23 protein-coding genes and 4 tRNA genes are annotated in these 20,602 nt (G+C 65.8%); 13 read left to right on the forward strand and 14 right to left on the reverse strand.

Annotated features, from left to right (window positions below; translation table 11 throughout):
• Positions 1-38: 38 nt before the first annotated feature.
• Genes A5790_RS12260 through A5790_RS12270 form a run of 3 tightly spaced genes read left to right on the forward strand, consistent with a single transcriptional unit; the run spans position 39 to position 1,802 of the window.
• Positions 39-533, forward strand: a complete 495-nt coding sequence (locus tag A5790_RS12260; RefSeq protein ID WP_066844226.1) for a DUF2834 domain-containing protein — start codon at positions 39-41, stop codon at positions 531-533.
• Between the two features lie 25 nt (positions 534-558).
• Positions 559-1,017, forward strand: a complete 459-nt coding sequence (locus tag A5790_RS12265; RefSeq protein ID WP_066844230.1) for an ester cyclase — start codon at positions 559-561, stop codon at positions 1,015-1,017.
• The gene (locus A5790_RS12270) at positions 1,014-1,802 is read left to right on the forward strand and encodes an MBL fold metallo-hydrolase (RefSeq protein ID WP_066844233.1); all 789 of its coding nucleotides are present in this window, start codon (positions 1,014-1,016) and stop codon (positions 1,800-1,802) included. The genes A5790_RS12265 and A5790_RS12270 overlap by 4 nt, the downstream gene beginning before the upstream one ends.
• On the opposite strand, the gene A5790_RS12275 is transcribed toward A5790_RS12270, so the two are convergent.
• The gene (locus tag A5790_RS12275) at positions 1,803-2,642 is read right to left on the reverse strand and encodes an SDR family oxidoreductase (RefSeq protein WP_066844236.1); all 840 of its coding nucleotides are present in this window, start codon (positions 2,640-2,642) and stop codon (positions 1,803-1,805) included.
• A 251-nt stretch (positions 2,643-2,893) separates the two neighbouring features.
• On the opposite strand from A5790_RS12275, the gene A5790_RS12280 reads away from it, so the two are divergent.
• From A5790_RS12280 to A5790_RS26205, 3 genes are all read left to right on the forward strand, one after another.
• On the forward strand, positions 2,894-3,643 hold the full coding sequence (locus A5790_RS12280; protein ID WP_066844468.1) for a cysteine hydrolase: 750 nt from the start codon (positions 2,894-2,896) through the stop codon (positions 3,641-3,643).
• Positions 3,628-4,329 (forward strand): AmiS/UreI family transporter, encoded by a 702-nt coding sequence (locus A5790_RS12285; protein ID WP_156656373.1) that lies wholly within the window; start codon positions 3,628-3,630, stop codon positions 4,327-4,329. The genes A5790_RS12280 and A5790_RS12285 overlap by 16 nt, the downstream gene beginning before the upstream one ends.
• Before the next feature lie 441 nt (positions 4,330-4,770).
• On the forward strand, positions 4,771-4,875 hold the full coding sequence (locus A5790_RS26205; protein WP_231987777.1) for a DUF2510 domain-containing protein: 105 nt from the start codon (positions 4,771-4,773) through the stop codon (positions 4,873-4,875).
• Positions 4,876-5,199: 324 nt separating this feature from the next.
• Here the strand turns inward: A5790_RS26205 and A5790_RS12290 are convergent.
• From A5790_RS12290 to A5790_RS12300, 3 genes are all read right to left on the reverse strand, one after another.
• Positions 5,200-5,273: transfer RNA gene (locus tag A5790_RS12290), tRNA-Phe, on the reverse strand.
• A 42-nt stretch (positions 5,274-5,315) separates the two neighbouring features.
• A tRNA-Asp gene (locus tag A5790_RS12295) sits at positions 5,316-5,392 on the reverse strand.
• A gap of 33 nt (positions 5,393-5,425) precedes the next feature.
• Positions 5,426-5,498: transfer RNA gene (locus A5790_RS12300), tRNA-Glu, on the reverse strand.
• 122 nt (positions 5,499-5,620) lie between these two features.
• On the opposite strand from A5790_RS12300, the gene A5790_RS12305 reads away from it, so the two are divergent.
• Positions 5,621-5,693 (forward strand) — tRNA-Lys (locus tag A5790_RS12305).
• 18 nt (positions 5,694-5,711) lie between these two features.
• The gene (locus tag A5790_RS12310; RefSeq protein ID WP_082961691.1) at positions 5,712-6,062 is read left to right on the forward strand and encodes a hypothetical protein; all 351 of its coding nucleotides are present in this window, start codon (positions 5,712-5,714) and stop codon (positions 6,060-6,062) included.
• A gap of 64 nt (positions 6,063-6,126) precedes the next feature.
• Here A5790_RS12310 and A5790_RS12315 read toward each other — a convergent pair whose 3' ends face one another.
• Complete coding sequence (locus A5790_RS12315; RefSeq protein ID WP_066844239.1) at positions 6,127-7,161, reverse strand: oxygenase MpaB family protein; 1,035 nt, start codon at positions 7,159-7,161, stop codon at positions 6,127-6,129.
• Positions 7,162-7,231: 70 nt separating this feature from the next.
• Between A5790_RS12315 and A5790_RS12320 the strand changes: the two genes are divergently transcribed.
• Positions 7,232-7,816, forward strand: coding sequence for a TetR/AcrR family transcriptional regulator (locus A5790_RS12320; RefSeq protein ID WP_066844241.1), 585 nt, complete (start codon positions 7,232-7,234; stop codon positions 7,814-7,816).
• A 6-nt stretch (positions 7,817-7,822) separates the two neighbouring features.
• Here A5790_RS12320 and A5790_RS12325 read toward each other — a convergent pair whose 3' ends face one another.
• The 3 genes from A5790_RS12325 to A5790_RS12335 form a co-directional block, all read right to left on the reverse strand.
• Positions 7,823-8,239: a PASTA domain-containing protein gene (locus A5790_RS12325; RefSeq protein ID WP_066844243.1), complete on the reverse strand. Its 417-nt coding sequence runs from the start codon at positions 8,237-8,239 to the stop codon at positions 7,823-7,825.
• Positions 8,240-8,397: 158 nt separating this feature from the next.
• A complete protein-coding gene (locus tag A5790_RS12330) occupies positions 8,398-8,820 on the reverse strand; it encodes a hypothetical protein (protein WP_231987774.1) in 423 nt (140 codons plus the stop codon).
• Positions 8,821-8,941: 121 nt separating this feature from the next.
• Positions 8,942-9,400 carry a hypothetical protein gene (locus A5790_RS12335; protein WP_066844245.1) on the reverse strand — a complete coding sequence of 153 codons (459 nt, stop codon included), beginning with the start codon at positions 9,398-9,400 and terminating at the stop codon, positions 8,942-8,944.
• Between the two features lie 212 nt (positions 9,401-9,612).
• Between A5790_RS12335 and A5790_RS12340 the strand changes: the two genes are divergently transcribed.
• The 4 genes from A5790_RS12340 (at position 9,613) to phoU (ending at position 14,834) form a co-directional block, all read left to right on the forward strand.
• Entirely contained in the window at positions 9,613-10,611 is a 999-nt protein-coding gene (locus A5790_RS12340; protein WP_066844248.1) for an acyl-ACP desaturase, read from the forward strand.
• On the forward strand, positions 10,608-11,768 hold the full coding sequence (dusB, locus tag A5790_RS12345; RefSeq protein WP_082961692.1) for a tRNA dihydrouridine synthase DusB: 1,161 nt from the start codon (positions 10,608-10,610) through the stop codon (positions 11,766-11,768). The genes A5790_RS12340 and dusB overlap by 4 nt, the downstream gene beginning before the upstream one ends.
• A gap of 185 nt (positions 11,769-11,953) precedes the next feature.
• Positions 11,954-14,071, forward strand: a complete 2,118-nt coding sequence (locus tag A5790_RS12350; RefSeq protein WP_066844251.1) for an LCP family protein — start codon at positions 11,954-11,956, stop codon at positions 14,069-14,071.
• 94 nt (positions 14,072-14,165) lie between these two features.
• Positions 14,166-14,834 (forward strand): phosphate signaling complex protein PhoU, encoded by a 669-nt coding sequence (gene phoU, locus A5790_RS12355; RefSeq protein ID WP_066844254.1) that lies wholly within the window; start codon positions 14,166-14,168, stop codon positions 14,832-14,834.
• A 17-nt stretch (positions 14,835-14,851) separates the two neighbouring features.
• On the opposite strand, the gene pstB is transcribed toward phoU, so the two are convergent.
• From pstB to A5790_RS12385, 6 genes are all read right to left on the reverse strand, one after another.
• On the reverse strand, positions 14,852-15,628 hold the full coding sequence (pstB, locus tag A5790_RS26210) for a phosphate ABC transporter ATP-binding protein PstB (RefSeq protein WP_066844257.1): 777 nt from the start codon (positions 15,626-15,628) through the stop codon (positions 14,852-14,854).
• Positions 15,629-15,637: 9 nt separating this feature from the next.
• The gene (gene pstA / locus A5790_RS26215) at positions 15,638-16,552 is read right to left on the reverse strand and encodes a phosphate ABC transporter permease PstA (RefSeq protein ID WP_066844260.1); all 915 of its coding nucleotides are present in this window, start codon (positions 16,550-16,552) and stop codon (positions 15,638-15,640) included.
• Complete coding sequence (gene pstC, locus A5790_RS12370; protein WP_066844263.1) at positions 16,549-17,592, reverse strand: phosphate ABC transporter permease subunit PstC; 1,044 nt, start codon at positions 17,590-17,592, stop codon at positions 16,549-16,551. Before pstC ends, pstA begins: the two co-directional genes overlap by 4 nt.
• A 48-nt stretch (positions 17,593-17,640) precedes the next feature.
• A complete protein-coding gene (gene pstS / locus A5790_RS12375; RefSeq protein ID WP_066844481.1) occupies positions 17,641-18,774 on the reverse strand; it encodes a phosphate ABC transporter substrate-binding protein PstS in 1,134 nt (377 codons plus the stop codon).
• A 124-nt stretch (positions 18,775-18,898) separates the two neighbouring features.
• Positions 18,899-19,792: a mycothiol synthase gene (mshD, locus tag A5790_RS12380; RefSeq protein ID WP_066844269.1), complete on the reverse strand. Its 894-nt coding sequence runs from the start codon at positions 19,790-19,792 to the stop codon at positions 18,899-18,901.
• On the reverse strand, positions 19,789-20,568 hold the full coding sequence (locus A5790_RS12385) for a response regulator transcription factor (protein ID WP_066844484.1): 780 nt from the start codon (positions 20,566-20,568) through the stop codon (positions 19,789-19,791). Before A5790_RS12385 ends, mshD begins: the two co-directional genes overlap by 4 nt.
• Between the last annotated feature and the right edge of the window lie 34 nt (positions 20,569-20,602).

A 20,602-nucleotide genomic window follows, 5' to 3' on the forward strand; every position in this document is an offset into this window, starting at 1 on the left:
ATTGACAAAACTCCGCCTTATGGTGAGAAACTCCGATCATGGTTTCGTTGATCATTCACCTTGTCCTCGGGTTCGCGACGCTGGCCGTCATCGTCAAGGCGAACCCTGCGATCTTCGCGCGCTACACCTCGGGTCCGCGCGTCACGAAGCTCGAGCTGTTCTACTACGTCGCCGGAATTGCCTCGGTCATCCTCGGCTACTACTTCAACAACCAGTTTGTGGCCGAGTACGCGCCGGCAGGTGGGCTGCACAACTTCGTATGGGGTCCGGGCAGCTGGTCGGAGTTCATCGCGCTCGGCTACGACAACCCGGCCGCCAGTTCCGCCAGCCAGGACTACACGATCATGAGCCTGCTGTTGTTCCCCGCGTGGTTGCTCGTCGACGGCCGCAGGCGCGACGTCAAACACGCCTGGCTGTACCTGGGCTTCATCCTGTTCGCCAGTTCGGCATTCGCCTGGGCGTTCTATCTCGCAACGATCGAGCGGCAGCACCGGCATCAGTCGATCGCCGCGGAGGTCACGTCACCGGCCTGACAACGCCCGGTCGTACAGTGCGTTCATGACCACCGACGCGCTGCGCCAACGCCGACTCGAGGTGATCCGTGTGCACATGGACACCGAGGTCACCAAGGAGTTCGACGCCACCCTCGCGACGTTCAAGAACGAGTCCGGGGGACGGCCCCACTACGAGATCATGGCCACCGGCCAAGTCTTCGACGGCGACGACGAGGTCATGGCCTACTACCGGAGCACGCGCACCGCGTTCCCCGATCAGCGCCACGACAACGTCCGGTTCCACGTCGCCGACGACGCCGTGATCGTCGAATTCGACTTGCTGGGAACGAATCTGGGCGAGTTCTACGGACTGCCGCCGACAGGTAGGGCCTTCCGGGTGCCGGTGGCCGCGGTGTTCTTCTTCGAGGACGACCGCATCGTCAACGAGCGGATCTACTTCGACTCCGCGAGCCTCGTGACACAGATCGGCCGCACCGAGTTGCTCACCGGAGCCGCCCCGTGAAGGTTCACCATCTCAACTGCGGATCGATGCATCCGTGGGGCGTCCCCGTCCTGGTCTGCCATGTCCTTCTCGTCGAGACCGACAACGGGCTGGTGCTCGTCGACAGTGGATACGGGTTGGCCGACTGTGCGGAGCCGGCACGCCGAACCGGTCCCACCCGCCGCCTGTTCCGGCCGTTCTTCGACCCCGACGAGACCGCCGTGCGGCAGGTCGAACGGCTGGGCTATCGCCCCGAAGACGTCCGCCACATCGTGGTCACGCATTTCGACATCGACCACATCGGCGGAATCTCCGACTTCCCCCACGCCGAAATCCACTGCACCGCCGCGGAAATACTGGGAGCAATGCACCCGCCGACTCGGGGTGAACGCTTCCGGTTCCGATCGGCCCAGTGGGAGCACGGTCCCGAGATCGTCGAGCACACTCCCGCCGGCGAGAGATGGCGCGGGTTCGCCGCGGCCAAGGAGCTGACCGAAGTCTCGCCGGGCATCGTGCTGATGTCGCTGCCCGGCCACACCCGCGGACATGCCTGCGTGGCCGTCGACGCGGGCCATCGCTGGCTTCTGCACTGTGGGGACGCCTTCTACCATCCCGACACCATCGGCGGCCCGCCGCGGATCCCACCGGTGCTCGGCGCGTTCGAGAAGGTCGCCGCGTTCGACCGTAAACAGGTGCGCGACAACCACGCTCGGCTGACCGAGCTGTACCGACGCGGCGAACCCGATCTGCTTCTGCTGTGCTCGCACGATCCGGGGCTGCTGCAGTACGCGAAGGAGACCGCGTAACTACCTCGCGGCGCGCTTGCGCAGCGATGCCTCCATGCGCTCGAGCACGTCGAAGTAGCGCGTCGGTGCGATCCGGGCGAGGGCGTCGAACATGTAGGCGTCCGGCCCGACGAGGATTCGGGACTTGCCCGCCTCCACGCCGCGATGGATGATCTCGGCCGCCTTGTCGGGATCGGTTCTGGTCATCGCCGCGAACTCCGCGACCACCTGGTCCTTGGTGGGTCCGCCCGGCTCGTCGCGGAATCGACCGTTGCGCACGATGTTGGTGTTCACACCTCCGGGGTGCACGTTGACGGCCGACACGCCGGTCCCCCGCAACTCCTGGCGCAACGAGTCCGTGAACCCGCGGACCGCGAATTTCGCTGAGCAGTAAGCGCTTTGGCCCGGCATGCCGACCAAACCGAAGACGCTCGAGGTATTGACGATCACGCCCTCGTCCTGCTCGACGAGAATGGGCAGGAACGCCCTGGTGCCGTTCACCACACCGTGGAAGTTGATGTTCCACAACCAGTCGTCGTCGTCGACGACGGCGTCGAGCACCGTGGAGCCCAGCGCGACACCGGCGTTGTTGAACACCGCCCCGATCGGCCGGGGCGCCCACGCGCGCACCTCGGCGGCGAAGTCGCGTTGCGCCTCGGCGTCGCTCACATCCAGGACCCTCAGCAGTGCCGGGCCCCGCAGCGACGCCTCGGTCTCCTTGAGCCCCTGTTCGTTGACGTCGGCGATGGCCACCGGGCAGCTGTACGACGAGAGCCGCTGCGCCAGTGCGCGTCCGATGCCGGATGCCGCGCCGGTGATGACCGCGGTTCGACCGCTGATCGTCCTACGCTGCTTGCTCATGGCGACTCCCTGCTCTGGTGGTACACGAAGGTACCGATACGGTACGCGTAGGTACCGCGTATGACAAGGGCGGTCCGGTCCCGCGCATTCGGTGCGGGCAGCGATGAACTCGCGCCGATTCTAAGTGTCTGGCCGCGCTTTCCCTCGTGGGACGCTCACGATGCGCACGTTCCCTTCGTGTAAACACCGGCGACCGTGGACATTTCACTGCCGCCCGCGATACCTGTCCACCCACGAGAAAGGTGAACACCTTGACCGCCACCATCAACGCCCCGTCACGGCTGACCCCCCTGGAGCCGGTCGCGCTCGATCCCGCGAACTTCCCGCCCACCAACGTCGACTCCATCCCGCCCCTGGCCGCACACTGGCAGGAGCTCGACTTCCGCGAGATCCTGAGCCGGCCGGCCGCCTTCCTGTCGGTCAGCCAATCCAACTCGCTCTACAAGCCGGGCGGTGTGCAGTACGCGGAAGGCCACGCGCTGCGCGGAAGCCTCGACGCGACGGTGAAGGCGGTGAAGGCGGCGCGCAAGGCACCGAACTTCCTGTCGTTCAACTGGATCGGGTTCTCGGTGTTTCGCAAGGACTATCCGCAGACGGCCTTCGACCGCGTCCAGTATGAGAGCTGGACCGGTCACATCGACGCGACGCCCGAGCAGATCGCCTGGGACAACGCGCTCGTCGACGAGCTGCGCGAACTGGTCGAGCCCGGTGACAACGAGCTCTACGAGAAGGCACTTCAGACCGCGTTCGTCGGCACCGACCTACCGGGTGCGCTGATCCGGCAGAAGATCGAGGTCGTCGTCATCACCGGAATCCACCTGGACTGGTGCATCGAAGGCAACGGCCGCGCCGCGCGCGACCACGGGCTGCTGCCCATTATCATCGGCGACGCGACCGGCACGGCGCGTCCCGACCAGGAGCCTGCGGCGTTCCAGCGCATCAACGAGTTCTTCGCCCCGGTGATCTCGTCCGATCGGTTCGTGGAATGGGTGGGCCGCTGATGGGCAACGTGGGTCTGCTCCTCGTCGGCGTCGCCCTGTTCGTCAACGGACTCGTCTCCATCGGCGTGGTCAAGCCGAGAAGCGCCGCGCCTATCAACCTGTTCGTCGGCGCGGCGCAGGTCGTCCTGCCCACGCTGATCCTGGTGCAGGCGGGCGGTGACGCCGACATCGTCAACGGGACGTGGCCGAGCCTGCTGTTCGGGTTCACCTATCTGTGGTTCGGCCTCATCCAGATCTACGATCTCGAGCCGCAGGGCTTCGGCTGGTACAGCGCGTTCGTCGCCGCGATTGCGGTGTTCTATGCGGTCAACAGCATCGGAACCGACCCGGTGTTCGCGGTCATCTGGGCGACGTGGGCGGTCATGTGGACGCTGTTCTTCGTATTGCTCGGCCTGGGGATCAGCCGGGTCCGGTCGTTCGACCTCGGCCACTTCACCGGATGGGTGCTGATCCTGCTCGGCATCCCGACGTGCACGCTGCCGGCGATCTTCCTGTTGAACGGCGCCTGGACGGTCACACCGGTGGCCGGGGCCGCGGCTCTTGTCGCGCTGGTGGTCGGAGCCACCCTGTCGGCGGTCCTGGCGCGGCGAACGGCGCGGACGGACGAACCGGTGCCGGTTACTCAGCCGGCCCCTGTCGAGGTCGTGCCCGCAGACGAGGAGCGGGCCGTGCCCCAACCGGTGTGACAGCTAATGAGATGGCCGGCGGCTTCGGGAAACCGGAGCCGCCGGTTGCCTTGTGGGGTGGAAACCCAGCGATGGCCGACGTGCACGAAGACTGTGGGGCGATTGGGAGTCACCCCCAACGGGGTATCTGCGATACCGAAAAGCGATTCAACTGCGGGCAGGGAGGCCGAAGCGATGGCCGTGGCTGATCGAGGTCCGCGGGGCACAGGCCCTAAGGCTGTCCTGAAGGTATTCGGAATCATCGCTGTGATGGGCCTACTGGTCAACGTAGTCATAGCTGCGCTCAAGCATCTTGCGAAGTTACCGGTACCTTCCTTCCTGACAGTCATTGTGGGCTGGCTAATCCTGTTTGCCCTTGTGGGTGTCGTGGTGTCCGGAATCGTTGTGTTAGTGCAAATCGCTTCACGACCGACACCGCCGCCTTCGACTCAACAGGTTCATATGCAGGATCGTCCGCCAGGTCGGTATCCGGACCCGAACGACCCCAAGTTGCAGCGGTATTTTGACGGCCGGAACTGGACCTCGGGTACCGCGCCTCGCGAGTAAAGCTGGCCGACCCGATTGCGTCTTGGCGCCCGACGTCAAGCGAGATGGTTTTGACGGTGACGTCAGACTTTGTGTGGGGGAGATTCGTTTGGGGGTAGCCGACTGATGGCGGCGGGTGCGGGACCGGCTGCGTCGGGGGCCCGCCGCAAGGCGGTCGTCGGTGCAGCCGTGGCGTTGAGAGCACAGCCCTCTGCCGATGATCGCCGGTTCCAGCCGAGATTGCCTGCGCTGGGGGAAACTTCCTCGCGAGCGGGTGCCCATCGAAGTGTCGACGTGTTGGATCGAGCGCGTGGAGGGGGAACCGAGGCAGAATTGCCTCTAACGTGGCCAGGGCCGGGATCGAACCGGCGACCTTCCGCTTTTCAGGCGGACGCTCGTACCAACTGAGCTACCTGGCCCGGAAGGCACCGCTCGGGCGTAACCCAGATGCCTCGCCGCAATGGCGACCCTGACGGGACTCGAACCCGCGACCTCCGCCGTGACAGGGCGGCGCGCTAACCAACTGCGCCACAGGGCCTTGCTTGCGTCCCATCGTACGGGTCGCTGCGTGTACCCCCTACGGGATTCGAACCCGCGCTACCGCCTTGAAAGGGCGGCGTCCTAGGCCGCTAGACGAAGGGGGCCCAGCCGAATCTCTCCGGGGTACTCGCAACGCGATGACGTTGGGAGCTTCGATAGCTTAGGTTATCGGCACCCGAATCCTCAAACGAGGGCGACGCGGGTCACCCAGTATCCTGTCCATCGCGCCCCTATAGCTCAGTTGGTAGAGCTACGGACTTTTAATCCGCAGGTCCCAGGTTCGAGCCCTGGTGGGGGCACTGCGGTAAATTCCGCCCATGACACGTCTCCGTGTCCGCGTGCTCGCCACGCGCATTCTGGTGGCTCTCGCCATAGCGGGGGCCATCGTGGCGGGCGTCGTCGTGGTCGCAAATGTGCCGATCGTGTCGAATGCCTGGTCCACCGCGACAGAGCCGGCGTATGTGATTCCGGCGGAGTCGTCGATGTGGCGCTTCACACCGACTCAGATGAATGACGGCTCGGGTGACTGGTGGGTCTACGGACAGGACGACCGCAACTACTACTACTTCACGGGGTCGGGAGAACCGCCCTACCTCGTCATGTCCAAAGCCGAGGCGAACGCGTGCGCCGGATTCGAGAGCACGAACCATCTCACCTGGTGTCGCTGATCGGGGCCGTCGTATCGATTAGCAGCACAAGCACATTCAAGGCCTCGGTGCGATAAGAGCCGAATCAAACCTGCGGGCAATAGAACTGCGGCTGACCGCGGTACTCGACCGGCGGGAGGTTGCGCGCCGGCGTCTCGACCAGCGGCGCGTCTGCCGGCAGCCGACCCGTGGCACGGTCCATCGCGGAACGCTTGCGCGGATGCATCAGCCACCGCTTGGGCAGCACCTTGGTCGCCAGCGTCACGACATCGCAGAAGCGCCGGTGCAACCACTCCTGTCGACGCGACCAGGTGTAACCCATCAGCTCCCGAACCGGCGGATCGTAGAGGGCGACGGTCATGAACGTCAGAAAGCGCTGCATCACTTTGAGGTTCAGCCGCCACAACGGATCCGGAATCCACTCCAGCGAAGGGTGTTTGGGCATCGTCGAGAGATCCATCACCTCGCGGGCGGCCCAGTTGTTCTCCAAGACGTTGTTGCACATGTGATCCCAGTACTCCTGAAATTCTTCCCACGTCTTGGGCACGGGCCGCATGCTCATCCCGTACATCCGGTACCAGGTGATGTGTTCGTCGAACAGCTGCCGCTTCTGGTCCTCGGTAAGCCCGCCGCCGAACTTCTCGGCGGCCAGCAGGGTCGACTTGAAGAACGTCGCGTGCGCCCAGTAGAAGACATCGGGGTTGAGCGCGCTGTACCGTCGGCCGCGCTCGTCGGTGCCCTTGATGCCGATGTGGTAGTCGCGGACCTCCGCGCCCGTCTTCGGTGCGCGATCACCGTCGAACACCACGCCGCCGATGGGGTAGATCGAACGCAGCAGCCGCGGAATCCGCTCCAGGAAGAAGATCGAGTGCTCCTGCACCGCGGCGCCCAACTGCGGGTGCATGTTCTGCATCGAGCCCGCCCAGGTGCCCTGGAACAGGCCGGTCCACTGACCGAAGTACCGCCACGTCAGCGAGTCGGGGCCCAGCGGCAGCGACGGTGCGTCGTAGCCGCCGGAGGTCACCGGACAGCCCGCAGCCAGCGAGGAAGCGTCGTCCTGCCCTCCCGAGGGGTGGCGCTCCCGGGACACGGGGCACGTTTCAGACGTATCTTGAGTCACTGGTGTACTTCCGTCCGGAGGTAGCAGGATTTCTGACTACGGGCGTTGTCATAGCGAGCTTAGGAGGGATGTGCCTTCGGGTCAAAGACGGGGGCGATGGTCGGGCGTGCCGTTGCAGGACCGTCAGGTGCTTCGCCGCGACGAACTCATCGCCGCGGGAGTGGAGCTTCTCGGTGCCGCCGAGGGCTCGTCCCTCACTGTCCGCGCCGTATGCCGGGCGGCCGGGTTGACCGAGCGCTACTTCTACGAAAGTTTCACCGACCGCGACGAATTCGTCCGCGCCGTGTACGACGACGTCTGCGCCAAAGCCATGTCCACTTTGACCTCCGCCGAAACCCCGCGCGACGCCGTCGAGCGGTTCGTCGCCTTGATGGTCGACGACCCGACCCGGGGCCGGGTGCTGCTGCTCGCGCCGGCCAGCGAACCGGCGCTGACGCGGTCGGGCGCCGAGTGGATGCCCAGCTTCATCGAGCTACTGCAGCGCAAACTCACCCGCATCACCGATCCCGAACGCGCGGCGATGACCGCCACCGGGCTGATCGGGGCCCTGACCGCGCTGTTCACCGCCTACCTCAACGGCAGGCTGGCCGCCACGCGAGAGCACTTCATCGACTACTGCGTCGAGATGCTGCTCGGCCGGGTGTCGAGCTACTAGACCGGCCTACTCGTCGGGCGTGACCGGTGCTTCCAGCTCTTCCTGCTCCTCGTTGGCGGCTTCCTCTTCGGCCTTGGACTTGGCCTCCCGGCCGAGCGGATTGGCAACCGACGCACCGGGATTCGTCGCCGTCGCATAACCTCCCGCACAGTTCAGCGCGAGGTGAACCTGGCTGCCTGAAGCGTCGATGCGAAGAAACGACGCGTCCCAGGCGTTGGTGACGATGCAGTCGCCTTGATCGAGTTTGTCCCCCACGCGGGCGGCGACCACCGCCGTGCCGCCCTCCTCCTCGATCGCCGAGACCGCGTCGGAGTAGGTCTGGCCCACGACGTCCGGTACGGCTGCTGCCATCGCCGTGCCGAACAGCGCCATCGCCGACATCGCGGCGCCGACCGCGCCGATCCCCAACATTCGCATTCGCATCGTCTGCTCGCCTCCCTGAGTGTGCTCCGGGGCGGCGCTGACGCGCGGCCGTCTACCCCGGGGCGTGGATTCCACGCCACCCTCACGGGGCGGTGTGAACGTAGCGATGCGTCGAGGTTGACGGCGGGTGAAAACCGTTGCGGACTATGAAGAGTGCGTTAATTGTCTGGCGTGACGGGCGATTCCAGCTCGCTCAGTTCCTGCTTGGCAGCTTCCTGCTCGGCCTTGGACTTGGCCGCTCGCCCGAGCGGATTGGCAACGGAGGCACCGGGATTGGTGGCGGTCGCGTATTCGCCGGCGCAGTTCAGCGCGACAGACATCTCGTTCGAGTCGGCCTCGCTGATCCGCAGGAACGACGAGTCCCAGATGTTGGTGACGATGCAATCGCCGAGGTCGAGCTTGTCGCCGACCCGGGAGGCGACCACTGCCGTCCCGCCGGCGTTCTCGATCTGTTCCTGAGCGTCGGAATACTTCATGCCCACGACGCTGGGAGCGGCCGAGGCAACACCCGAACCCAAGACGACAGCCGACGCCGCAAGGCTCATCGCCGACATGAAGCCGATGGAGAGGATCTTCTTCACGTGCCCCAACCTCCGTGTCCAGGCGATGACCGCCGTGTAAAAGCTGGTGGCAGTCTATTGCGGTTCGGTATACACCGCCACCGGAGCAAGCGCCGGTTGTGGAGGTCGGACGGGCGAGAACTCAGTTGTCCGGCGTGACGGGTGCGGCCAGTTCCTGCTCTTCCAACATCGCCGCCTCGCGCGCGGCTTTCGCCTGCTGACGTTGCTGCGCGGCCTTGGCGTCGCGGCCGACGGGGCTCATCGCGGAGTTGCCCGGCGCGCCGGGCGCGGCGACCGCGGCATTGCAGTTCAGGGCCACCATGACATCGCTGTTGGAGACCGGGCGCCCCCGCGAGTTGGGGCGGCGAACAGCGGCATCCCACGCGTTCGTCACCAGGCAGTTGCCTTCGTCGGCGCTGCTCCCGACCCGCGTTGCGACCACGGCGTTGCCGCCGTACTGCTGGATGATCTTCTTGGCGTCCTTATAGGGGCGGTCGACGACGTCGGGCACCGCGGCGGCCTGGCCCGCTCCCATGAGCGCGGTACCCGCCGCTACCGCGGCGACGGCCGCGCCTGCCCACAGATGCCGCAACTTGAGCAACGCCCGTCCTCCGAGTCTCCGGTGATGCCGAATTCAGGGCGTAAGTGTTTGCCCGACGGGGATACTACATCGACGGATGCGTCTCATGAGGCGGTTGTGACACTGTTGCGCGGAACTTGATGTCACCGGGGGACACAGATATATTGAGTGCAACCAACGGGTACAGATATCTAATGGGTGGGGCTCTCGCACGCGAGAAGGAGTAAGGATCAATGCACGAGAATTTGACTGACCTACATCTGCTGCATGAGCTCGAACCTGTCGTCGAGAAGTACCTGAACCGGCACTTGTCGATGCGCAAGGACTGGAATCCGCACGACTACATCCCGTGGTCGGACGGCAAGAACTACTACGCACTTGGCGGCCAGGATTGGGACCCCGAGCAGTCGCAACTGTCGGAAGTCGCCCAGGTGGCGATGATCCAGAACCTGCTGACCGAGGACAACCTGCCGTCGTATCACCGCGAGATCGCGATGAACATGGGCATGGACGGCGCATGGGGCCAGTGGGTCAACCGGTGGACCGCCGAGGAGAACCGGCACGGCATCGCACTGCGCGACTACCTCGTCGTCACCCGGTCGGTCGACCCCGTGCAGCTGGAACAGCTGCGCGTCGAGCAGGTCACCCGAGGCTTCTCCCCGGGCCAGAACCAGCAGGGCGACCTCTTCGCGGAGAGCCTCTTCGACTCGGTCATCTACGTGACCTTCCAGGAGTTGGCGACCCGCGTCTCGCACCGCAACACCGGCAAGGCGTGCAACGAGACCGTGGCTGACCAGCTGCTGGCTCGGGTGTCGGCCGATGAGAACCTGCACATGATCTTCTACCGGGACGTCTCCGAAGCCGGCTTCGACATCGCGCCCGACCAGGCGATGCACTGTCTTCACCGCGTGCTGCGCAACTTCAAGATGCCCGGTTACACGGTTCCCGAGTTCCGCCGCAAGGCCGTCATCATCGCCGTCGGCGGTGTCTACGATCCGCGTATCCACCTCGACGATGTGGTGATGCCGGTGCTCAAGAAGTGGCGGATCTTCGAACGCGAAGACTTCACCGGTGAGGCCGCGCGCATGCGCGACGACCTCGGTGTGCTGGTCGAGGAGCTGGAGGAGGCCTCGCAGAAGTTCGAGGAATCCAAGCAGCGTCGCCTCGAGCGCGAGGCGCGCAAGGCCGAGAAGCTCTCCGCGAAGAAGGTTCTGGCCGCCTCGCCCTCATGACGGTCCTGGCCGACGAGCGCGAACTGCTGATCGGCCCGATACGGCTCCGCAGCCCGGTCGTACTGGCGCCGATGGCCGGTGTGACCAACGTCGCGTTCCGCACCCTGTGCCGCGAACTCGAGCTGGCCAAAGCGGGCACGGTCAGCGGCTTGTACGTGTGCGAGATGGTCACAGCGCGAGCTCTGGTCGAGCGGCATCCGGGAACCATGCACATGGTGACGTTCGCGCCCGACGAGACCCCGCGTTCGCTGCAGCTGTACTCGGTCGATCCTCAGAACACCTACGCCGCGGCGAAGATGATCGTCGACGAAGGTCTGGCCGACCACATCGACATGAACTTCGGCTGCCCGGTGCCCAAGGTCACCCGGCGCGGCGGGGGTGCTGCCCTGCCGTACAAGCGCAGGCTGTTCGGGCAGATCGTCGCCGCGGCGGTCCGCGCGACCGAGGGCACCGAGGTCCCCGTGACGGTGAAGTTCCGCATCGGGATCGACGACGGGCACAGCACCCATCTGGACGCCGGCAGGATCGCCGCCGAGGAGGGCGCCGCAGCGGTGGCCCTGCACGCGCGGACCGCGGCTCAGCGCTACTCCGGCAAGGCGGACTGGGACCAGATCGCGGCGCTCAAAGCGCACGTCACGGGCGTACCCGTGCTGGGCAACGGCGACATCTTCGAAGCCCCCGACGCGCTGGCGATGATGTCGGCCACCGGATGTGACGGTGTGGTGATCGGTCGCGGCTGTCTGGGCAGACCCTGGTTGTTCGCCGAACTGTCGGCCGCGTTCACGGGGCGTCCCGCACCCCCACCGCCCACGCTCGGCGAGGTGGCGTCGATCATCGTGCGTCACGGTGAATTTTTGGCAGCCCATTTCGGTGAGGACAAGGGCATGCGCGACATCCGCAAGCATGTCGCCTGGTACCTGCACGGATTCCCCGCCGGCGCCGACCTGCGACGGGCGTTGGCGCTGGTCAAATCCCTTTCCGAGCTCGAGGAACTGCTCAGTAGGCTCGATGCCGACGTGCCATTCCCCGACGCCGCAACCGGTCCACGCGGCCGCCAGGGTTCTGCTGCCTCGGTGGCATTGCCGGAGGGCTGGCTCGCCGATCCCGACGACTGCACGGTGCCCGCCGGTGCCGAGGTCATGCACTCCGGTGGGTAGCCGTCTCCCAGTCGTCTCCGTCCTGAGACGACTCTGACATCACATCTCTCAGGATGTCTCAGTACGATATGAGTCTCGTTCGTAATGCGCTCCCGTCGCGGAGTCACCCAAGTGCCGTTGCAATGGCGCGCGGTGCCGTGTTCGCCCCTGAGCTGCACATGTCGAGAGTCGGAGGCCGGTAGGACATGAGTGACGGCGATAACGCCACTCCTGGCCCTCCCGACCCCACCGACGGTGACAACCGGTGGCTGACCCGCAGCCAACGGCCCGCGCCGGGCGCTGCGCCCTGGGAGCGTGCGGACCTTCCTCGCCGGCAGGAGCCGTCGGAGGCCGAAGCTGCCGAACCCGAGTCCACGGGTAACCACACCGACGGCGTGACCGTCGCCGACCTCATCGCCAAGTTGTCCGGTGACGGCGCGGTGCTCCCCGAACTGCGGCGTCGGCGCCGCCGCGCACCAGAGCTTCCCGAGCCGCCGGCATCCCCCACCGAGATCATCGCGGCGGTGCCCGACGCACCGGCAGGGCCGGACTCACCGGCTGGCCCCGGCGAACCAGCCGGACTGTACGAACCGGAGCCGTCCGCTTCCAGCGAGGACAACGACTGCGACACCGAGATCCTGCCGGTCATCCGCCCCGGTGCGGAGCTGCCCGACCTCGCGCTCATTCGCAGGCCCAGCCGGGTGCCCGCGGCGCATGCGGCCACCGCCAGCAGGCCGGCGAAGCCCCGCAAGCGTCGGCGCCGCACGCTCATCGCCGGACGCGCGATCGCCGCGCTGATCGCCGTGCTCGCACTCGCGATGACCGGCGGGGCGTGGCAGTGGCAGTCGGCGAAGAACAACATGATGAACCGGATCTCCGCGCTGGATCCCGACTCTCGCGACATCCTGGACCCCAACGCGCAATTCGGTGACGAGAACTTCCTGATCGTCGGGGTCGACAGCCGGCTCGGCGACAACAGCGACATGGGCGCGGGCACCACCGAGGACGCCGCGGGCGCGCGCTCGGACACCGTCATGCTGGTGAACATTCCGGCGAACCGGGAACGTGTTGTGGCGGTGTCGTTTCCGCGGGACCTCGCGATCGAGCCGATGAAGTGCGAACCCTGGGATCCCAAGACCGGCAACTACGGTCCGATCACCGACCCCGACTCGCCGATGTACGGCGCCGAGGAGGTCTACACCGAGTACAAGCTGAACTCGGCGTACGCCGTCGGCGGACCCAAGTGCCTGGTCAGGGTCATTCAGAAGATGTCCGGCCTTTCGATAAACCGTTTCATGGCAGTGGATTTCGCGGGATTCTCAAAGATGGTGGATGCCCTCGGTGGAGTCGAGGTGTGTAGCACCACGCCGCTCGAGGACTACGAGCTCGGAACGGTGCTTCCCCACGCGGGTCGGCAGATGGTCGACGGACACACGGCTCTTCAATACGTGCGCGCCCGCCAGGTGACCACCGAGACCAACGGCGACTATGGGCGGATCAAACGCCAGCAGCTGTTCTTGTCGTCGCTGATGCGCTCGATGATCTCCAAAGAGGTGTTCTTCTCGCTGTCCAAGCTCAACAACGTGGTCAACATGTTCATCAACGACAGCTATGTCGACAACATGGACACCAAGGACCTCGTCACGCTCGGCCAGTCGATCCAGGGCATCGCCGCGGGCCGGATCACGTTCCTGACCGTGCCGACGACCGGCTACATGGACGAGTACGGCAACGAGCACCTGCGCGAGGAAGACACCCGGGCGATCTTCGACGCGATCATCAACGACGATCCGCTGCCTGAGGAGAAGAACGCCGACAACACCCCGGTGCCCGGGACGCCCGAATCGTCGACCAGCGCCCAGCCCGAGTCGGCCGCGCCGACCCATGACGCCGCGCCGTCGGGTGAGCTCGTGGACGCGATCACCACCGATCCGGCCGACATCACGGTCCAGGTATCGAACTCCACCGGGGAGAACGGTCTCGCCGCGACCGCGGCCAGCGAACTGCAGACCCACGGTTTCAACGTCACCTCCCCCGACGACTACCCGGGTCCGCTGGATTCGACGACGGTGTTCTTCTCACCGGGCAACGAAGAGGCGGCGGCCACGGTGGCGTCCTCCTTCGCCAACGCCAAGGTGGAGCGAACTACGGGGATGGGCGACACCGTGCGCGTGGTGTTGGGCAGCGACTTCCACACCGTCACCCCGCCGTCACCGAGCGGCTCCCCGGTCCAGGTGCACGTCGTGCGCGGGTCCAGGAGCACCCCGACGCAGCTCCCGGAGGATCTCGCGGTCACGAACGCAGCCGACACCAGCTGCGAGTAATCGCGCCGGTCACGGCGTTTCAGCAGGTCGGGTTCACCTTTCGTTCACCGCTCGCTTCATGCCGTTTCGGTGGCGATGCCCGTAGGGTGGAGACATGCGTACTGCGTATCACGAGCAGTTGGAGGCTCTGACCACCCAGCTCGGAGAGATGTGCGGGCTGGCGGGCGCGGCGATGGAGCGCGCCACCCAGGCCCTGCTGCAAGCCGATCTCGTGCTGGCCGAACAGGTCATCACCGACCACGAACAGATCGCCGCGATGAGCGCACGGGCCGAGGAGTCGGCGTTCGTGCTGCTCGCGCTGCAGGCGCCGGTGGCGGGCGACCTTCGGGCCATCGTCGGCTCGATCCAGATCGTCGCCGACGTGGACCGGATGGGTGCCCTCGCGCTGCACGTCGCCAAGATCGCCCGTCGCCGTCACCCCCAGCATGCGCTGCCCGAAGAGGTGAACGGATACTTCGCCGAAATGGGCCGTCTTGCTGTGGAATTGGGCAACAGCGCCCAAGAGGTCCTGGTGACCCGCGACCCCGAGAAGGCCGCGCGCATCGGAGAAGAAGACGATGCGATGGACGACTTGCACCGCCACTTGTTCACGGTGTTGATGGATCGGGAGTGGAAGCACGGCGTGGCGGCCGCAGTGGACGTGACCCTGCTCGGTCGCTTCTACGAGCGGTTCGCCGACCACGCCGTCGAGGTCGCCCGGCGGGTGATCTTCCAGGTCACCGGTAAGCACCCCACCGAAGTGGATATGCCCGCGTCGCGGTGACGCGGGCGTCGGGCGACTCAGCCGAAGCGCCCTGAGATGTAGTCCTCGGTCGCCTTCTGGGACGGGTTCGAGAAGATCTTCTCGGTGTCGTCGATCTCGATGAGCCGGCCGGGCTTACCTGTGGCCTCGAGGTTGAAGAATGCGGTCTGATCGCTCACCCGTGCCGCCTGTTGCATGTTGTGCGTGACGATGACGATCGTGTACTCCTGCTTGAGGTCGGAGATCAGATCCTCGATCGCCAGCGTCGAGATCGGGTCGAGCGCCGAGCACGGCTCGTCCATCAGCAGCACGTCCGGCTGAACGGCGATCGCGCGGGCGATGCACAGCCGCTGCTGCTGCCCGCCGGACAGTCCGCCGCCGGGCTTGTCCAGCCGGTCCTTGACCTCGTTCCACAGGTTGGCGCCGCGCAGCGACCGCTCGGCCACCTCGTCGAGCGTTTTCTTGTTGCGCACACCTTGAAGCTTGAGTCCGGCGACCACGTTGTCGCGAATCGACATGGTGGGGAAGGGGTTTGGCCGCTGGAACACCATGCCGATGGTCTTGCGCACACCGACCGGGTCGACTCCCGCTCCGTAGATGTTCTCACCGTCGAGCAGCACCGAGCCCTCGACGCGCGCACCCGGGATGACCTCGTGCATGCGATTCAGTGTTCGCAACACAGTGGATTTACCGCAGCCCGACGGGCCGATGAAGGCGGTCACGTTGCGGGGCGGGACCGCCAGCGAGACATCGGCCACGGCGTGAAACGCGCCGTAGAAGATGTTGACGTCCTTGAGATCTAAGCGCTTGGCCATCGAAATCTCCTAAACCTTTTTGGGGGCGAAGACCTTCGCGAGAAATCGCGCCCCGACGTTGAGTAAGGCGATCAGCAGGATCAAGGTCAGGGCGGCGCCCCACAACCGATCCGTGGGAACGGGATTTGCACCCGCACCCGCCGAGGTCTGGTCGTACATCATGCCGGGCAGCGAACCCATGAAGCCGTCGAACATGTCGAAGTTCATCGCCTGCGAGTAGCCGACGAGGACCAGCAGCGGTGCGGTCTCACCCATGACGCGCGCCAGCGCCAACATGACTCCCGTGACGATGCCGGATAGTGCAGTTGGAATCACAATGCGGACAATGGTTTTCCACTTCGGCACGCCGAGGGCATAGCTAGCCTCACGCAGGTCCATCGGCACGATGCGCAGCATCTCCTCGGTCGCGCGCACGATAACCGGGATCATCAGCAGCACCAGGGACAGCGACACCGCGAAGCCGGACCGCGGGAAGCCGAACGTCGCCACCCACAGCGCGTAGATGAACAGCGCCGCGACGATCGACGGTACGCCGGTGAGGATGTCGACCATGAACGTGGTCACCTTGCCGAATCGTGTTCCGCCGCCGTACTCGACGAGATAAATCCCTACAAACACACCGATCGGAATAGAGATGGCTGCACACACCAAACCCTGCAGCAGCGTGCCCACGATCGCGTGGTACGCCCCTCCGCCCGCCTGGAACGCCGTCATACCCGCTTGTGAATGCCAGAACCACTGCGGCGATGTCAACGCGTTGAAACCCTTGACGACCACCGAGTAAAGCACCCATAGCAGGGGAACCAGGGCGACCAGAACGCTCAGGGTGACCAGAATTGTCGCGACGTTGTTGGTCATCTTGCGGCGAAGGCTGACCCCTTGGAAGGTGGTCGCCTTGACCGGCCGGTCCAGTGTCGACGTCACTTTGCACCCTTCCCGGCGACCGCCGCACGTGCCAACGAGTTCACCACGAACGTCAGCACGAACAGCACCAGGCCGGCGGCGATATAGGCGCCCGCCTTGTACTGGTCGTTGAATTCGCTTGCGGTGGCCGCGATCAGGCTCGCAAAGGTGTAGCCACCGTCAAACAGCGACCACCCGAACGCCTGCTGTGTTCCGCGCAGGATGATCAGCAGCGCGATGGTCTCGCCCAGCGCACGGCCGAGGCCGAGCATCGCCCCGCTGATGTAACCGGACATGCCGAACGGCAGTACGGTCGTGCGCACCACTTCCCAGCGGGTGGCACCCAGGGCCAGCGCCGCCTCGATCTGGCCCCGCGGTGTCTGGATGAACACCTCGCGCGTGACCGCGGTGATGATCGGAAGGATCATCACCGCCAGCACGATTCCCGCCGTGAAGATCGTCCCGCCGCCTGCCACCGACGCCGTCCCGGTCTTGAAGAGGAACAGCCAGCCGAGGTTCTCGTTCAACCACAACGCAACCGGTTTCAGCACCGGGGCCAGGACGTAGAGCCCCCACACGCCGTAGATGATCGACGGCACCGCGGCCAACAGGTCGACCATGTACGCCAGCGGACCCGCGACCCGACGCGGTGCGTACTGGGTCAGAAAGATCGCGATGCCAAGGGCCACAGGCATCGCCAGAACGAGCGCGAACACCGACACGAATACCGTCACCTGCAACAGGTCGAGGATGCCGAAATGCATCGCCGACGTGTCGGTGGTCTTCCAGGTGCCGCCGTAGAGGAAGAAGTTCTCCTCGTTGCGCGCCAACGCCGGGATCGCCCGCCACAGCAGGAACGCCCCGATGGCCGCGATCAGTGCGACGATGAAGGCGCCCGAGCCCTCCGCCAGCCCGCGGAAGATCCGGTCGCCGACACGCTCTTTGGCGTTCCTCGACGGGTTGCTGCTTATCGGGGTCGGCTCGGGAAAGGGTGAAGCGAGCGCTTCACCCGATCCCGCGTCGGACGGATTGGGGATTGTCACCTCGAGCCTATCGGTCATCGGTCCCAGGACCCATCCTCACCGTATCCTCGGCGGCGCGCCACGAAACTAGGCAATCGCTTCGATGGATGTCAGGAGTCGTTCCTTGAAGCGGTCCGGCAGCGGCACATAGCCCGCGGGCGAGAGGTTCTGCTGGCCGTCGTTGGCGGAGATCGTGAGGAACGACTTGACCGCCGCGGCGGTTTCGGGGTCGTATCCCTTCGAGCAGACGATCTCGTACGTGGCGAGCACCAACGGGTAGGCGCCGGGCTCCTTCGTCCCGTACAACGAGTTCAAGTCGAGCGTCAGGTCGTTGCCCTCCGCGGCGAACGTCGCAACGTCGATCGCCTTCTTGGCCGACTCATCGGTAAGCTCGACCGCGCCTGCGCCACTGTCGATTTGGGCGAACGGCACCCCGCCCTGTTCGGCGAAGCCCTTCTCCACGTAGCCGATCGCGCCGCCGGTCGCCTGCACGGCCTGCACGACGCCTGCGGACTTCTGGGCGCCTTCGCCGGCACCGCCCTGGAACTCGCTGCCCTCGCCCTTGGTCCAACTCTGAGGGGCCGCGGCGGCGAGGTACTTCTGGAAGTTGTCGGTGGTTCCGGAGGAGTCCGATCGGTAGATGGGCGTGATGCCGATGTCCGGCAGGTTGGTTCCGTCGTTGAGCGCAGCGATCGCGGGATCGTTCCACTTGGTGATCTGTCCCTGGAAGATCTTCGCGAGCAGGTCGGCGTTGAGAATCAGCTTGTCGACGCCTTCGATGTTGTAGGCCAACGCGACTGGGCCGAAGACCAGCGGAAGGTTCCATGCCGGGTTGCCGTCGCAGCGCTGCGCGGCCTGCTGGACCTGATCGCCCGACAGAGCCGAATCCGATCCGGCGAAATCGACCTGACCGGCGATGAACTGCTCGCGTCCGGCGCCGGATCCGGTGGGGTTGTACGACAGGTTCTTACCCGGGCAGTGCTGGCCCCAGACCTTGTTGAACTCGGCGATCGCGTTCTGTTGAGCCGTCGAACCTTCGGCCGTGACGGAGTTCTTGCCGCCGCATTCGACCGACGACGCCGCCCCGTCACCGCCCGTGGTCGCAGTGGTCCCGGCGTTGTTGTCGCTGCCACACGCCGACAGGGTCAACGCCGCGATCGCGGCCACCGAAAACGTGGTCAGCAGCGGGCTGCAGGTGGTCTTTCCAAGGTTGAACTTCACGAGTCCCACTTTCGAATCGGACGGCTTGAACTCCCTGGCAACGTATGCGGCGCCGGTGGACGAATCGCGGATGACAGGTGAACGGGCGGTGAACACGTTCAGTTAGTTGGCCGTGGTTTCCCAGCTAGCGGTCGGAACGCTGCGCATAAGCGGCATCGACGGAGAACACCGTGAAGCCGAGCTTTCGGTAGGTGTTCACCGCCGCGGAGTTATCTGCTTCCACGTAAAGCATCACGGCGGAATCCGCACTCCCCGACAGTCGCTCGGCGAGGTGATGGAGACCGGTCAGGGTCAGCACTGCGCCGAGGCCGCGACCCTGGGCCGCTGGATCGACGCTGACGACATAGACCTCGCCGAGGTCGGCGTCGTGGATCTTCGTCCAGTGAAATCCGAGCAACTCATCGGTGTCCTCATCGACGGCCAGGAACAAACCGTCGAGGTCGAACCACGGTTCGCCACGGCGCTCGTCGATGTCGGCCTGAGTCCATCCACCCTGTTCGGGGTGCCAGACGAAGGCCGCGTTGTTGACCCGCAGCAGCGCGGCGTCGTCTGCCGGGCCTGAATAGGTGGTGATGCGGACACCGTCGGGTGTCGGTGTCGGCGGCAGATCGGTCAGCGGACGCCGCATCTGCAGGAGTTCGCGCACCACCGTCAGCCCGAGCGAGGCGGCGGTCGCGCGTGCCGCCTCCAGGTTGCCGTGCGCCCACACGCGGGCGTCGTCTCCGCCCTCGGCGAGGCCCTTCCGCACCAGCGCCGCACCGATCCCGCGACGCCGCGAGCGCGGGTGCACGACCGCTTCGGCCATCACCGACTCATCGTCCCCCGTGAGGTTCAGATAGCCGACGATGTCCTCGTCGTCGCGGGCCACCAGGTGGCGGGTGCGGTCGTGCGGCAGTTCCCGCAGCACCTGCTCGCCGACCGGGGCGACGCCGTCCGCGGAGGTGGCGGCCTCGATCAGTTCATGGATGCGACGCTGCTCGTCGCCGGAGAGTTCGGTGCGCCAGAGAAGTTCCGTCACGGGCTTCGCAGCGGGTCGGCCAACGCTTCGGCGATACCGTCCGGCGTCTCGAGGTCCACGCCGTCGATGTCGTCGGGGACCGCGGCTTCGGGGGCGGACGCGCGCCCGCGAGCCGGTCGGACCGCTTTGTAGCCGACGTTGCGCACCGTGCCGATCAGCGATTCGTACTCGGGACCGAGCTTGGCGCGCAACCGTCGCACGTGCACATCCACCGTACGGGTGCCGCCGAAGAAGTCGTAACCCCAGACCTCCTGCAACAGCTGCGCGCGGGTGAAGACCCGGCCGGCGTGCTGGGCCAGGTACTTGAGCAGCTCGAATTCCTTGTAGGTCAGGTCGAGGGGGCGACCGCGAAGGCGGGCGGTGTAGGTGCCCTCGTCGATCACCAGTTCGCCGAGGCTGATCTTGCCGACGTTCTCCTGGTTGGCCACTCCGCCGCGGCGTCCGACGAGCAGCCGCAGCCGCGCGTCGATCTCGGCGGGCCCGGTGCTGGGCAGCAGGATCTCGTCAAGACCCCACTCGACGTTGACGGCCACCAGTCCGCCTTCGTTGACGACGGCCACCACCGGCACCGAGGTGCCGGTCGTGCCCAGGAGCCTGCACAACCCGCGAGCCGCGGCGAGGTCGGTACGTGCGTCGACGATCGCGACGTCGGCGCTGCCCGCCTCCAGAAGCGACGACACCTCGGTCGGCGCGGTGCGCACCGTGTGAGCGAGAAGCGACAGCGACGGCAGCACAGCCTCAGGGTGTGGGTCGACTGTCAATAGCAGTAGATCCAACTGGCCCTCCAACAGCCATAGGGACCTCGCCTGG

This window comes from Mycobacterium sp. 852002-51152_SCH6134967 (assembly GCF_001667105.1).
Taxonomy (GTDB): domain Bacteria; phylum Actinomycetota; class Actinomycetes; order Mycobacteriales; family Mycobacteriaceae; genus Mycobacterium; species Mycobacterium neumannii_A.